The sequence below is a fragment of the Mobilitalea sibirica genome, from assembly GCF_015999265.1.
Taxonomy (GTDB): domain Bacteria; phylum Bacillota; class Clostridia; order Lachnospirales; family Lachnospiraceae; genus Mobilitalea; species Mobilitalea sibirica.
This window is the reverse complement of the sequence record NZ_JAEAGR010000023.1, coordinates 1-14,645: the sequence shown is the minus strand read 5'-3', so window position 1 is coordinate 14,645 and position 14,645 is coordinate 1. Positions and strand designations below refer to the sequence as shown.

Below are 14,645 nucleotides of genomic sequence, written 5' to 3'. Positions count from 1 at the left end.
AAATACCTCCTGTGCGTTAGCTATTGCTGGTTCATCCCTAACATAGACATTAAGGATGAACTTTGTGAATTCATTTTTGCCATAGCAGTTTCCATCGCGGCAAATTGTTTATAATAGCGATCTTCCATTTTCTGGAGTTTTCTTTCCATTTCTCTCAGATCGCTTTCATAGTTCGTAATTGTTTTTGACATTTCCTTATCATTATAAAAGGTAAGAGCACTTCGAAGACTTGTACCGCTCATCTTATCTGTCATAGTATCATAAAGTTTTCCTGCAAGATCGTTGAAAACTCCCATAACAGCTTCGGGATTTTCACTCAATGCTTTCATAAGCTTATCTTCCTTGGCGGACACAAGGCTATCATCGGCATCGCCAGCAATATGCAACAAACCTTTTTCAGTATAATTAATTGAGCTTATTCCAAAGGAGGACAAGGAATAACTGACACCATCTACATCCACACTTTGGCTCAGGCTGGTTCTCATAGCTGTAAGCAGATTATTAACCGTATTATCCCGTCTTAATAAAGAATCCTTAATTTTATCCTCCCACTGATCTATCTGCTTTTCCGACATAGCACTTTTCTCTTCATCAGTCAAGGGATCATAGCCCTTTGCAGATGGTGCAAGATAGGCTTCATTCATCTCAGTCAACAATTCATTGTAAGATTTCACAAAACCCTTTATCATATCATAAACCGCCTGGGTATCATTCGATATACTGAGGCTTATGATCTCATCGTCAGATGTATCTGCCGGTGTATCCATACCTTCTGTAACACCCTTTAAGGTTAAGGTAAGGCCATTTACCTTTATTGTATTAGAGGAACCAGTTAATTCCGCTCCATTATAAATCACTTTCGAATCTGATGCCTGAACCAACACTACTCCCGGTCCAGCGGTCGTGGTTTTCGTACCATCCGGATTTTCTGTCGTTATGATTTCGCTTAGACCTAATAAAGATAAGCTATTGGTTTGATTAATAACTGTTGAATTATCGGTTTCATAATTCGTCAGCAGTGTGTCAAGTTGCGTTTCAGAAGCCTCGAATATATTCGTAGCATCTGCGGTACCAGTTTCCCATTCTTCATATTCTGCCGTCACCAGCGCCTCAGCATCCGTTCTCAATTTTGTATCTACTGCCGCCTTTAATACATCTTCATCCAGAGTTTCCCCATCGGCCAATTCCGCCTCCAGACGAGCCCGTTCAGAATCAGTAGCGGCCGTTATATTGGCCTCATCTGTAATATAGCTTTGTATAAAATCTTCTCTGACCTGCTTATGTTTTACTGTTAGTAAGTCTGTTCTTGCCTGAGTTTTATCATCCGCTGTACTGGCTGTATCTATGTAGGCTGAAAGAGCGTTATCAACCGTCCCTTTTTCTGCAGTTGACAAAGAACCGTAATTTAAATAATCTCTTATGATATTCCTCTCCTGTGTTAACTCAGAAGAGTTTGTTGTTATGGAAAATGTATTTTGAATACCGCTTTCCTTTGAACTAATAAAAAATCTGTTCTGAGAAGTATCGTAGCTTGCATTTAAGCCTGCATCCTTTAATGTTTTTATAACATCATTAATTGTTGTGGATGATCCGATATCCAAATTAACTGTTTTATTATCTGTTTCAACAGTTATCGTAGTGCCTTCACTTGCGTTAAAACCTAGATCCGTAAGTTTTGTTAATGCTGTTATTCCATTACCGTTAACATCTGTTCCAAGTTTAGATCCTGTCACAAACTGCGAACTTGCAAGCTGTTGCACCTTCAGGGTATGAGTTCCTGCAGGCGCACTCGTAGAAGCACTAATCTCAACCTTGTCATCGTTGGATGACGAAGCTTTCTTGGTATTAAAGCTTCCTTGCATCCTTAGCTTAGATAAAGAATCGGTATAGAATTTGTATAGTTTTGTATTTAAATCACTCCACTTTTCCTTCTTCCATTCCAGCATTGTTTTTTTGTTCTCTATTCTGGTAGACTTATACCTTTGAGCCTTCATTAATTCAGTGACAATGCTTTCTGTATCCATTCCGGATGCTAATCCGGATAATCTCATAGGCATAACTTCACCCCCTTATCTTTTCTCGTCAACTAAAAGACCGGCCAATTCCCACATTTTCTCCACCATCTCTAAAGCTTCTTCCGGCGGAATTTCTCGGATTACCTCATCTGTTTCCTTATCAAAAATTTTGATTGAAACCCGGTTAATATCTTCGTGATATTGAAATTCAATTCCGGTTCTATGCTGCTTCATCTTCGTATTTGCTTTGTTCACAGCATTTTTCACCTGATTACCGGTATTTGAATTCTGCTTCTGTTCACTTTCTTGACCCTTTGTTGTTTGTGTTCCAACCGCTTTATAACTGTTGGCGGTTTCCGTAATGGAAATACTCTTAACTCCTTGCTCTGATACTTCCTGCACTCTTGGCTCCGGTTTCTGTATTGATTTAGAAACATCATGATAGGAAGAACCGGATAAAGCATCTAATGCCATAATGATACACCTCCATGTGTAAATGATATTTAATAAATGTTAATATGCTTTTCTGCCATCCTTGACTGCTATCATTATTTTCGCATACTTGTCTGCTTATTATATCGGAACAAAATACATATCTCTTAATACCCTGCTCTATAAAAATCATAGGTTGCCTTATTGAAATCAAGCCATACTGATTAAAATCATCAATAAAATACCCAGGGAGAACATCCGATGTATGCCTTCCATATAATAATTCTTATGTCATACCAACATTGCAAATCAACTCATATTTACTTTCATTCAAAAAAGATTACGGCTGTATAGAGCGATACTCAGTAGCTTTTTACAACCATAATCTTTATGAATAAACTTAAGAATTAATATTTTAATTCAATCCATGTGATAATAAATTTCCAACTATTCTAATCCTCATTGAAACAGTTTTTTCAAATCTTCATCAGAAACAGAAGATCCGGCTGCCTCTTTATTAGATTCTTGTATCTGAAGATAGATTTCTTTTCTATAGATCGGAACTGATTTTGGTGCACTGATACCTATCTTAATCTGATCTCCCTTTACCTCTAGGACCGTTATTTCAATATCATTACCAATCATAATGGATTCATTTACTTTTCTTGATAGGGCTAACATAATTTGTCCCCCTTTGCTGCTTTTAATTCTTTCAGGCTGTCATAGAAGTAGTATTTTATATCATAATCCCCGTTTTCAACGATAATCTGAGCACCCTTTCTTGTTTCTGAGTTAATAATAAATGGTGCTCTGAGATTAGCAGACATTTTTTGAATGTCCTGTGGAACGGTTATAGATACAAGAACCACAATATTATCTTCCGTAATTTCACCCAGGGGCTTCAATAGCTCATCCTCTACTTCAGGATTATAATCCGGCTTTATTAAAAACGGACTGATTACCGGGATGGCAAGGGACGGTTCATCAAGGCTTTGCATCCAGGATATATCCGGTCTATCTCCGTCTTCATTATCGTAGAGAATTGTGTAGTTCTTAAAATCTTCAAATCCTAAGATCCCATCCTCAAAACGGATAATCTTACTTTCATCCAGATCTATTTCTCCAAAGTGTTTTGTCCTGACTAACATTTATCTCGCCTTCCCTTCGTAATTTATATACTAAGTAAAACTCATACATTGTATTGCACTATATTCCATTATAAACCGTTATGCTTCCCCAGCTATATCCTCTGGAGTTGTAAACATTTCTATTCATATATCAACATATAAATATGTCACAAGTTAATTATCAACTGAGTTTTTATTGTGTTATGTGAATATATTCCTCCCGACTACATTATCTAACGTAATTATACATTATATACTATGGCTTTGCATTATTTTTTTATAGAAAATCCAGTAATGAATTCTGTACTACTTTAGCCGCAGCCGATAAGGATGCATTATATATGGTTTGTGCTGCATTATATTTGATAACCGTATCAACCATATCTGCATCCTCATTTTTTGAAAGCAATTCTTCAAAATCAACCTTTTGACTGGAAAGTCTGTTTTCCGTCAGTTCCAGTCTTACAAGTCTGCTGCCGAGATCTGCTACTGCAATATTTACCCTGTCCTGCTCCTCACTGGAACCGGCATTTCCTTTTTCAAAAGCCCTTTGCATAACCTCATTTTTTAGATCCAGTTCCGTATCCAACTGTTCCAGCATTCTCTCATAACGTTGCCTGTCTGCGTCTGTTAAATTTTGATCTTGAAGACGCTTATTAATCTCCTCTATCTTACCCTCCGTAGCAATCACTTCATTAACACTGTTTAAGATATCATCAATGGTTCTTCCTATCCCATGGGTGATTGCATCAGAACCTTCCGTGTTAATTGTTAGCTTCTGGTTATAATTAACCTCATACTGGATTTGCTGTTTTGTTTTTGTGTATTCGATAGGCTCCTGCTCCGGCTTTAGGGTATCGGTCATAATCGAGTTAAAATAATGTTCCGGCTTTAACTCACCGTTTTTAAATTTTGTTTTTTCATAGGTTAACTGAATATTGTCCGCCGTCCTAAGCTCTTCGTATACGTTCGCCCCAAGAATAACTTCACCGGTTTCATGTATAAAATACGCCTCATTCGGGTCCATTGTATTTTCATCAAACTCTGTTATAGAAACTGATGTAACAGGCAAAGGTGCCTGCCAGACAGGTTCACCTCCTGCGATTGACTTGGCATAATGAATGCTATCCAGTCCATCCTGCTCCAAGTTATCATAAGCCAATTGTATTCGATAAGTATCAACCAACTGAGGAGGTTCATCAAATGTAACAGGAGGTACTGTCTCTAAATCTGACAGTTCATAGCTTCCTACTACTTTAGATCTCATCTGAATCTGATCACCGGTAAAGTTCTCTGTTATCTCATAATGCAGATGCTCCGTATCTTCGTTAAATATCAAAGGGCTATCTGTTTTATAGCCGGTAAATACATATCTTCCGGCGTAATTCGTATTCCCTTCCTGATAAATTTGCGCTTTCATCTGTTCCAGATTTTGAACAATCGCAGCTCTGTCATTCGCTGTTAATGTATCCGAACTACCTTGAACACAGTAGGTATTAATCTGCCTCAGAATATCATTCACGGTTCTGAGCGCGCTTTCTGTTACTTCCATCCATGACATGGCATCCGGGATATTCTTCTCGTAGTATTGTTCAAGCTCTGACAGATTAGTCCGAAGTTTAAGAGCCCTGACAGTAATAATAGGATCGTCCGAAGGTCTTTGTATCTTCTTACCGGTGGAATATTGCTGCTCTAAAGCCGTCATATTATATTTATTCTTGTTAATGTTGCTCAACATATTGTTGGTCATCATTTTATTGGTTATTCTCATACTCCTACCTCCTACACATAGTTAGCAAATGTGTATTAAACTCCCATATAATTAATCAGTTTATCATAAACCTCATCCATAACAGATATCACTTTCGCCGACAGATTATAAGCATTTTGAAACCTTACTAAGTTCATTGCTTCTTCATCCATATCTACACCGGATACTGATAGTCTTTGATTAACGATAGCCTGCAAAATATTGTTTTGGCTCTCAGAAAAATTCGTTGCTTTTTTTGTATCGATACCAATTTCCGCGGTGAGAGTCTGCATAAAACCACCCGGTGCCCCCTGTTTAAAGAGAGAACTATTCGTTTTTAGTGCCATAAGAGCATCGACGATATCATTATTCTCATTACCGTTTACTATATCGGTGGCTGTGGCCATACGGCTGGAATCCTGAATTAATTCCGTGCTTACGGTAAAGTTCTCTGCAGTCATGAAATAGTAAGATCCATATAATGGTTGATTTTCCGGTATTTCCTCATAATAATCTCCTGTTTGGGAATTAAAGGTATCAAAATCAAAATAAGGATAGTCATCCGAATCAGCTAAAGGTCCAAATACATATTCCCTACCATTAATTTTATTCGTTGCATTGAAAAAGTCTGCACCGGAATTATTCTCCAAATCCTTGCCACTTCTATGAATCTCATTAAATGCCTTGGCAAATGTACGAATAAACTCATTCATCTGTTCCATATAATAAGGAATTCCTTTATAGTCTATACTTTGTCCGACATGAGCCACTTCATTCGCCACATCGACTACAATCGGCTCATCCAGAGTGAAGGTATATATAAAATTTCCACTTGCCACATCCTTCGTTACCTCAAATCCATTATAGACATATTCTCGATTACCTACTGTAATCCTTCCGTTTTCAGGTATGTTCAGCTTTTCTACTTCATTGATTGTCGTATCTGTCACAGAGATATGAAAATCCCCTGCTTCAGCAGAAACAACACCTTTTAGATTCGCAGAATTATTACCATCTCTAACCTCATATAAAGCTTGCAAGGCTCCGCCAAGGGAAGCACTTCCCATGTTAAATCTTTGCCCATTCGCCCAAGCAACATCATAAAGACCATCCACATCATTCTGATTGTGCTTCTCTTTTCTTGGTATTACGTGAAGGGAATTATAGTTACCTCCATCCACCAGAGTCTGATTATCCAGCTTAATTACATAGCTGGTAACCCCTATTCCGGCTCCGACTGTCTTCTCCGTAACTGATATATTAGCGATTTCGGATAATTCGTCAACCAATAAAGCTCTTTGATCTCGCAGGTCGTTCGCCGCTCCACCATTCACTTCCAGGGTGTTGATTTGCTTGGTCAGCGCTGCTATCTGCTGTGCTGTGGAATTAACCTGATCCACTTTATTACGTATCTCAAAATTACATTCATCCTGTATACTTTTTAAGCTTTGTGAGATAGAGCTAAAATACTCCGTAAGGCTTTTTGCATAGTTAATAACCTGAGTACGGACCGTTAAGCTTGCCGGGTTTTTACTTAATTCTTGTATGCTGTCAAACATTGAATTAAAGGTAGTTGTAAAACCCTCCACACTGACCTCATTAAAGTAATTTTCAACCTCTGTCATATAATGTGACTTATAGGAATACTCACCGTACATGGTGTTATTACTCCAATATTTCATGTCATAATAATAGTCTCTAAGTTGTTTTACACCTGTAACACTTACACCTGTACCAGCCATACCATAGGTGCTATTCACACTTAAGGCCTTGCCTGCCTGCTGCCCCATCACCTGTCTAGTATATCCTTCTGTCTCTGTGTTGGTAATATTATGGGCTGTGGTATCCAGCGCTGCCTGGTAGGCATATAACCCTGTTTTTCCTATATTCAATCCAAAAAAAGTTGATGCCATAACGTTCACCTCTTGTATCAGGTATTAACTGCTCTAACCTTCATATTACACAAAAAAACTATTAATAATTACATTTTCGTAACTATATGCTCCAGCATCTCACTTACTACATTAACATATCTCGCTGCAGCATTATATGCATGCTGATACTTTATCAAATTCGTAAGCTCCTCATCAGAGGATACACCGGTTACTTGCAGCCTTTGATTATCTATACTCTCTAACATGGAAGCCTGGTTTCTGCTAATTGTATTTAACTGCTCCCCTCGATTGGCTATTTCCGAGATAAAGGATGTATAATAATCATTAAAATTATTAACTGTCAAAGTATTCGGTGATAAGGTAGCAAAGGGCTTCTGCCATTCTTCTAAGAGCTTCCCTGCTGCCTCGATATCAAAATCACCGGTCCCTCCGTTGTTCGATAAAGGAATCAGCGAATAATTCTGCATAATATTTTTATTTACTTCAATTTCTCCGAGTGTAAATAAGGAGTAATTATCACCTGGATCTTCAGGAATATAGATTCTGGCATCTTCAATAATCTCATAGCCGCCATTTCCATCTTCGATTTCGATATCCATAGGTTCACCGTACCTAGCAACGGATTTTCTGTTAAATAAAGCTTCTCCCATGGTCTTAGATGGATCCATTCCGACCGGAGCCTTCTCCTTGTCCAGTATCATAACCTTTGTTCCGTCAGATAAGGTAACTTCCTTATTCGGACTGAGAATATCATTCATTGTGGTAACAATTCCGTGAATTAACTGATCAAACTGGGATTGTACCGACATGATAACGGAGGAATTGATTTGATTGTTATAGTCAATCACAGCTGCATTATATAAGGCTTCTGTTTCATAATTGTCTCGGATTGGAATATCCGTATAATTTGCCTGTTTATAACCTCTGGCTACCAGAAGACCTTTTAAAGAACCAATATCATTGTTGTCTTTTGAGGAAGGTGCTCTGTCTAAGTTATATACATCCACGTACCCATGGGCTACCCAAACCGGCTTTAGCATCTCGGAGTATTCGTTAATTCTCATGGTTTCCATACGGTATACCGTATCTTCAGTTACAAAAGGTACCCCCTCAAGATTAACGTTGACAACTCCGCTTGGGTTTTCTTTGTATGTAATATCCGATATTTGTGCCAGCTCATCTAAAAGTACATTTCGCTGATCCCGCAGATCATTGGCTTTTTCTACTCCTGTACTCTCATATTGTCGAATTTTTAGATTCAATTCTTTTATATTCGTTCCAATCTCATTAATCCTCTTTACTTGATTAATGATTTGGGTATTTAGATTCACCTGATAGTCATTTAACTGCTTTGAGATGTTTTCTGCCCTCTCCATAAAAGTAACTGCAGTTTGTATCAATGAGGATCTTGCTACAATACTTTCAGGTTCTTTTGCCAGCTCTTGTAGCGCTATCCAATAGTCATTTATCGTCTTCTGAAAAGATACTCCTTCCAGTTCACCAAATAAGCCTTCTACTTCTTCCACCGCTTTAAACTGGGATTCGTAAAAAGCTTGTCTACCGGATTCCTGACGATAAGCTTGATCCAAAAAGGAATCTCTGACTTGTTTTACGGTGGCAAAATTCGCACCTAGCCCCTGTTGCATGGAGGAAATGTGAGACTCTCCCCATTTTATATAATGAAAATCGGTTAATACCGCCTGCTGCCTAACGAACCCCTTCGTATCCACATTAGCAAGATTATGAGAGGTTACATTCAAAGCAGCCTGACTGACATTCAGGCCGGAAACACCGATATATAAACCGCCTAATGAACCCATGAACTCACCTTACCTTTATCTTACTGCTTTGCATCGAACATCCCTGTTCCAAAAGCCTGTGCACCATATTGTGCAGCACCTTTATTGTAAGTGTTGTTCCCCGGCGACATCCTTGTGCTCTGAATAAAATTCATATTGAATTCTATCATCTCTAGGGATTGTTGAATTAACGATTTGTTACGATCATTGATTTCGACTAATCTTTGAATCGTTTTCTTTAGATTATCATGTAAGATAGAAAGAGCTTTCTGCTCTTTTGGTTGTTTTACCAATAATTGAATTAATGTATTTAAATTAAGATCTTCGGCTTTACTTCCGATTACTATTTTAATGTTCGCCATAACGTCTTCTCTTTTATGCTCAAGAACATTAATCTGATCAACTACATCCTGTTCTCTTCCTGTGATTACCTGCAAAGCAGTTATATCGTTTTGCACGATTACTAAGGTTTTCTCTTCCACAATCGGAATTAATTGCTGGTAGATCTCATACTCTTTTTGTAATATAGAAATCAATTCATCAATCAAGCTTGCCATAAAAATCTCCATTCTTCTTCCGATACACTGTGCGTTTTGGTAATGTTTAAAGCCGTTACGTTTACTATGGATATATCTTTGTCAACCGTTAGATCTTATCGTAATAGCTATACATATCCATAGTAATACATCGGTTTTTGCTGCTTAAGCCATTTTGTAGCCAAAACGGTACATTTGCCTCATAAACTTATAAAGTTTCATCGAAATATTGGTCAACAAGCTTATCTGCTACAGTTCTCATGTTAATGTTATAAGCACCTGCTTCCATGCGTTGCTTAATCTCATTTAACTTGTCTTCCCTCACATCAGGAGTACGAGCTATAATCTGCTTTGCCGCCTGATAATCTTTACCCGTCTGAGAAATCTCCAGCTTATCACTAAAGCTAGTTCCTTTCGCTTTCGACGTACTCTTAATATTGCTTGCACCATACAACTGGCTAATCTTGTTGAATGCATCAATCCGCATCCTAATCACCACCTATCTAATTCTTATGGTATTAATAACTCTATTTTATTTATCGGTTTTTTTCTCATATACATTATAGTAAATCAAAAATATTATAAAAGAAATTATTTACACGAACCGTCATTTTATGCCTTAACCCCAGATAAACCAAACTAATAGATATCCGGTAAAAACCGCTGCAAAGGTAAATGGTACACTTATTTTCATAAAGACAGGTGCACTTACCTCATAGCCTTCCTTTCGTAATATTCCCAGACCCGTAATATTTGCTGATGCACCAATCGGTGTAATATTTCCTCCCAGAGTAGCTCCAACCAACAATCCAAAGAATAGCAAAGTAGGCTCTATCCCTAACAAATCCGATATTCTTGCTGTTACCGGTAACATGGTAGCAACATACGGTATATTATCAATAAAAGCAGAGAACAGAACGGAAGCCCATACGATTAGAGTATAAACAAGAAAAACATTGTCCTTGCTTATCCTAACGAATAAAAGGCTGATATCCTCTACAACTCCCGCTTCAGTAATGCCTCCAATTACAATAAACAAACCGGTTAAAAGAAGTATGGTATCAAAATCAATCTCCTTTATAGAGAGAAGAAATGTATCTGTTCTTTTCGTTATAAGATATTTTCTCATTAAACCAAAATAAAACAAGATAACACAGATTAGTCCGTTTGTGATATCCGGTTTATTCGGAATAAAGGAAGCCAATATTAGTAGTACTACGATACCCAACAAGAGAAACGTAGGAAAATAATCCTTTACTACGGTTCGCTCGATAACATGTATTGGCTGCTTGTCTTTGCGAAAAAGATAAAGCAATACCAAGGTAGAGGCCAGAGCACCTAATTGCACTATCCAAAACAAACCTATCTTTCCCTGATAGAAAAAGAAATCCATAAAATTTAATTTCGCATACCCACCTAATAAGATAGACGTGGTGTCTCCAACCAAAGTAGCAGCACCTTGGAGGTTCGAAGCAATTGCAATTGCTATCACCCCAGCAACAGGTGAAATTTTTAGCTTCTTAGCTATCGTAAGGGCTACCGGTGCAATCATGAGAACCGTTGCGACATTATCAATAAAGGCTGATATTAATCCCGCAAACAACGACAGCGATATAATTGCCCATTTCACGTTGGGCATTTTCTCAATTAAGTGATCCGCTAATAAAGAAGGCATTTTCGATTCAATAAATAAGCCTACTATGCCCATGGTTCCTGCTATCATCATAATAACATTCCAGTCTATCACTGACAAAACCAGGTTTGACGGTAATATGCCAAGCACTATAAATAAAGCTGCTGATGTTAGCGCTATATATGCTCTTACTTTCGGAAATGTTAATAATAATATGTACGTCATTATAAATATAAAAATAGCGGTTGTTTTCATCTGCCCTCCTGAAAATTGTTATAATTTTTACGCTTAATCAGATTGCCAAACTGTAAATTCACGTATTATCCCTTCAAGTAAGCTCATATAACAGATTTGATTTATTATGAGCTCTTTGCCATTACTCATATTTGCCTTCACGAAAACTTAAGAAGGCGGGGCATTACATTTCCCATTTGGAAATCTTATGTCCCGCTTTCTTTCACAGATTATTGTGCGACAGTCTATGTCAGCCACCATATTTTATATGTTCTAAGATGAAATGTAATTCTAATAATTCCTATTTTATCTTATCCTTAACTACCTTGATTGCCTCTTGAAGCTGATTATCTTCTTCTAATTCTATCGTCACTTTCTGTCTCAGCTCTTCTGCCAATTCCACCTCGATGTCCGGAGCAATTCCGGTGCCGTGAATATTACGTCCCTTCGGCGTAAAATACTTAGAGATCGTTAATTTTACTGCCGTTCCATCCGTAAGAGGAATAACCTTCTGAACGATTCCCTTGCCAAAGCTGGTGGTTCCAACTACTGTAGCAGCCTCATAATCCTGAAGTGCACCGGCAAAAATTTCGGATGCACTGGCGCTGTTGCCGTTAATCAAAACCGCAATCGGAAGATTACAACGTTTCGAGTCAATAGCCTTCTCTTCCAGACGATTTCCGTATTTATCCTCTGTATACACAATCAATCCTTTTGGTAACAAACGATCCAGAATTCGGACAACGGAATGCAAAAGACCACCGGGATTATTTCTTACATCAACTACCAATCCCTTCATTCCATCTTCTTCAAGCTTGGTCATAGCATTCTTGAATTGAGAGATCGTTATTTCATCAAATTCAGAGATCACGATATAGCCTATCTTATCTTTTAACATCTGATATTCAATCGTCGGAACCTTGATTTCACGTCTGGTAATTGTAAACTCTAGAGGCTCTACTTCTCCTTCTCTCATTATGGAGATATGAACCTCCGTTCCTTCCTTACCTTTCATGCGGCTTACCACTTCTGATAAGTCTAGTCCGGTAACTTCCTCCTCTTCTACCTTAAAAATGATATCTCCGGGAAGCAATCCTGCTTTGAATGCCGGCCCTCCAGCAAATGGCTTCACGATTGTAATAATTCCTGTTTTTACATCCTGACTTACGGTTGCACCGATACCATGATAGATTCCGGAGGAACTTTCAACCAGAGCCTTATATTCGTCTTTGGTAAAGTAAGTAGAGTATGGATCCTCAAGACTACTCATAAAGCCTTTATAGATGCCATCTTCAAAGACCTTATCATCCACATTCTCCAGATAGTAATTATCTACTATCATCTCGAGTAGTTCCAGTTTTTCAATAATTTTATCATAAGATTTTTCATCTTTTATACTTTGTGTCTCAATATTATCTTGTTCTACGCCCTCATCCTGACTTTGTTTTTCGGTACCATAACTATCGTTGCCATCATTTGTTGCTTCATACTGATTTTTTGTTCCATCATCCAAAGCTTTTCCATCTACCAATGCATATACTGTTAAGGTAACCGCGAAAAGAAGTATCGCGCCAAAGAGCCCTGACAAGACTCCTGTTCTAAAATTCTTCTTCATATCCGTCCTCCTGCTTTACTGCCATAACATAAAGAACGGCACTGCAAAACCACATAAACTTTAAGTTTCGCGGGGATATTAATCATCATCCAGAAACTATACCTAGTAGGTAGTATTGCAGCACCCTCTTATGTTTAATAATCCAATTGCTCCATGTATTTCATATATTTCACTACCATAAGTGCGATTTTAAAAGTTATCGCATCTTCAAAAATTCGAAGATCTAAATTCGTACTTTTTTGTAACTTATCTAAACGATAAACCAGCGTGTTTCTATGAATATATAATTGTCTGGAGGTTTCCGATACATTCAAACTATTCTCAAAGAATTTATTTATTGTAGAAAGAGTCTCATCATCAAAATCATCCGGTGATTTACCTTCAAAGATTTCTTTGATAAACATTTTACAAAGCGGCATCGGTAATTGATATATCAATCTTCCTATACCCAGATTATTGTATGCCACCACATTTCTTCCACTGTAGAAGATTTTTCCTACATCCAGTGCCATTTTTGCTTCCTTATATGACCTGGATACATCCTTGATTTCATTAATTATGGTACCATACGCAACATGAACTTTTGTCATAGCTTCCGTATTTAACATGTCCAGTATCATCTTTGCTGTCTTATTAAGATCTTCGTAAGTCTCGTTTTGTTTAACTTCCTTTACCAGTATTATATTTTTCTCATCAACTGCTGTAATGAAGTCTTTTGTTTTACCGGAGAACAGGCTTCGTACGGTTTCCAGAGCATTCGCATCCTTTTCATTTTTTGTCTCAATAATATACACTACCCGTCTTGCATCCGTATCAATATGCAGTTTCTTTGCACGGTTATAAATATCTACCAGTAACAGATTATCCAACAACAGATTCTTGATGAAATTATCCTTATCATATCTTTCTTTATATGCAACCAAGAGGTTCTGTATCTGGAAGGATGCTATTTTTCCAATCATAAATACATCCTCACTGTCACCTTTAGCCAGAATAACATACTCTAATTGATGTTCATCAAAAACCTTAAAAAACTGATATCCCTGAATCGCCTGACTATCTGCCGGAGAAGAAACAAAGGATAATACAGCACTTTCATATTGCTCTGCATTATCAATTGTGCTAGCCAGCACTTTGCCTTCTGTATCCAATATACAGATGTCTATGCGTGTAATGCCTTTTAAACCGTCAATCGTACTTTGAAGAATCTGATTTGAAATCATGTTCTCACTCCCTTTTATATATTATATTTACATTTTCTCTTAAAATACATAGATACAAAACTTATTCTAACATCTGATTGGTAAAAAGTAAACTAATTTTATACAGTTTTCATAAATATTTTCGTATAATACTGTCAAAATATAAAAACAGATAATTAGTTTATACATTAAACTATAACACAGCATAAAATATAACGCTTTTATTAACTACCTTTAGTATAGGATAGAGCTGTGAACTTTCTATGGAATATATTATAAGAGGTTCTATAATAAATATTGGGGTGGTACTTCACCCCGATATTTATTTGTAATAAAATACACTTATAAATCGCCTACCACTACTTTCGTACTGCCTCGCTAACACTATGAAAGAAGGTGATTTATAA

12 protein-coding genes are annotated in these 14,645 nt (G+C 37.4%); all 12 read right to left on the bottom strand.

Features of this window, described 5'->3' with window-relative positions:
* Positions 1–20: 20 nt before the first annotated feature.
* The 12 genes from fliD to I5677_RS16245 all read right to left on the bottom strand — a co-directional run bounded on the left by fliD (position 21) and on the right by I5677_RS16245 (position 14,259).
* Positions 21–2,057 carry a flagellar filament capping protein FliD gene (gene fliD / locus I5677_RS16300; RefSeq protein WP_197662721.1) on the bottom strand — a complete coding sequence of 679 codons (2,037 nt, stop codon included), beginning with the start codon at positions 2,055–2,057 and terminating at the stop codon, positions 21–23.
* A gap of 12 nt (positions 2,058–2,069) precedes the next feature.
* Positions 2,070–2,489 (bottom strand): flagellar protein FlaG, encoded by a 420-nt coding sequence (locus tag I5677_RS16295; RefSeq protein WP_197662720.1) that lies wholly within the window; start codon positions 2,487–2,489, stop codon positions 2,070–2,072.
* 417 nt (positions 2,490–2,906) lie between these two features.
* Complete coding sequence (gene csrA / locus I5677_RS16290) at positions 2,907–3,128, bottom strand: carbon storage regulator CsrA (protein ID WP_197662719.1); 222 nt, start codon at positions 3,126–3,128, stop codon at positions 2,907–2,909.
* The gene (gene fliW / locus I5677_RS16285) at positions 3,122–3,595 is read right to left on the bottom strand and encodes a flagellar assembly protein FliW (protein ID WP_197662718.1); all 474 of its coding nucleotides are present in this window, start codon (positions 3,593–3,595) and stop codon (positions 3,122–3,124) included. The genes csrA and fliW overlap by 7 nt, the downstream gene beginning before the upstream one ends.
* Positions 3,596–3,851: 256 nt before the next feature.
* Entirely contained in the window at positions 3,852–5,345 is a 1,494-nt protein-coding gene (flgL, locus tag I5677_RS16280; RefSeq protein ID WP_197662717.1) for a flagellar hook-associated protein FlgL, read from the bottom strand.
* A gap of 35 nt (positions 5,346–5,380) precedes the next feature.
* Positions 5,381–7,237, bottom strand: a complete 1,857-nt coding sequence (gene flgK, locus I5677_RS16275) for a flagellar hook-associated protein FlgK (RefSeq protein WP_197662716.1) — start codon at positions 7,235–7,237, stop codon at positions 5,381–5,383.
* Positions 7,238–7,305: 68 nt separating this feature from the next.
* Positions 7,306–9,039, bottom strand: a complete 1,734-nt coding sequence (flgK, locus tag I5677_RS16270) for a flagellar hook-associated protein FlgK (RefSeq protein WP_197662715.1) — start codon at positions 9,037–9,039, stop codon at positions 7,306–7,308.
* A gap of 20 nt (positions 9,040–9,059) precedes the next feature.
* On the bottom strand, positions 9,060–9,575 hold the full coding sequence (locus I5677_RS16265) for a flagellar protein FlgN (RefSeq protein WP_197662714.1): 516 nt from the start codon (positions 9,573–9,575) through the stop codon (positions 9,060–9,062).
* A gap of 187 nt (positions 9,576–9,762) precedes the next feature.
* Positions 9,763–10,041: a flagellar biosynthesis anti-sigma factor FlgM gene (gene flgM / locus I5677_RS16260; protein ID WP_197662713.1), complete on the bottom strand. Its 279-nt coding sequence runs from the start codon at positions 10,039–10,041 to the stop codon at positions 9,763–9,765.
* A gap of 132 nt (positions 10,042–10,173) precedes the next feature.
* The gene (locus I5677_RS16255; RefSeq protein WP_197662712.1) at positions 10,174–11,442 is read right to left on the bottom strand and encodes an ArsB/NhaD family transporter; all 1,269 of its coding nucleotides are present in this window, start codon (positions 11,440–11,442) and stop codon (positions 10,174–10,176) included.
* 280 nt (positions 11,443–11,722) lie between these two features.
* Positions 11,723–13,036, bottom strand: a complete 1,314-nt coding sequence (locus I5677_RS16250; protein WP_197662711.1) for a S41 family peptidase — start codon at positions 13,034–13,036, stop codon at positions 11,723–11,725.
* Positions 13,037–13,170: 134 nt separating this feature from the next.
* Positions 13,171–14,259: a PucR family transcriptional regulator gene (locus I5677_RS16245; RefSeq protein ID WP_197662710.1), complete on the bottom strand. Its 1,089-nt coding sequence runs from the start codon at positions 14,257–14,259 to the stop codon at positions 13,171–13,173.
* Positions 14,260–14,645: the final 386 nt, after the last annotated feature.

What these genes read in the sequence shown, in the direction of transcription:
- flgL (WP_197662717.1), bottom strand. Translation starts at nt 5,345, where the DNA reads ATGAGAATAACCAATAAAATGATGACCAACAATATGTTGAGCAACATT.
- fliD (WP_197662721.1), bottom strand. Translation starts at nt 2,057, where the DNA reads ATGCCTATGAGATTATCCGGATTAGCATCCGGAATGGATACAGAAAGC.
- flgK (WP_197662716.1), bottom strand. Translation starts at nt 7,237, where the DNA reads ATGGCATCAACTTTTTTTGGATTGAATATAGGAAAAACAGGGTTATAT.
- I5677_RS16255 (WP_197662712.1), bottom strand. Translation starts at nt 11,442, where the DNA reads ATGAAAACAACCGCTATTTTTATATTTATAATGACGTACATATTATTA.
- csrA (WP_197662719.1), bottom strand. Translation starts at nt 3,128, where the DNA reads ATGTTAGCCCTATCAAGAAAAGTAAATGAATCCATTATGATTGGTAAT.
- I5677_RS16265 (WP_197662714.1), bottom strand. Translation starts at nt 9,575, where the DNA reads ATGGCAAGCTTGATTGATGAATTGATTTCTATATTACAAAAAGAGTAT.
- I5677_RS16295 (WP_197662720.1), bottom strand. Translation starts at nt 2,489, where the DNA reads ATGGCATTAGATGCTTTATCCGGTTCTTCCTATCATGATGTTTCTAAA.
- fliW (WP_197662718.1), bottom strand. Translation starts at nt 3,595, where the DNA reads ATGTTAGTCAGGACAAAACACTTTGGAGAAATAGATCTGGATGAAAGT.
- I5677_RS16250 (WP_197662711.1), bottom strand. Translation starts at nt 13,036, where the DNA reads ATGAAGAAGAATTTTAGAACAGGAGTCTTGTCAGGGCTCTTTGGCGCG.
- flgK (WP_197662715.1), bottom strand. Translation starts at nt 9,039, where the DNA reads ATGGGTTCATTAGGCGGTTTATATATCGGTGTTTCCGGCCTGAATGTC.
- I5677_RS16245 (WP_197662710.1), bottom strand. Translation starts at nt 14,259, where the DNA reads ATGATTTCAAATCAGATTCTTCAAAGTACGATTGACGGTTTAAAAGGC.
- flgM (WP_197662713.1), bottom strand. Translation starts at nt 10,041, where the DNA reads ATGCGGATTGATGCATTCAACAAGATTAGCCAGTTGTATGGTGCAAGC.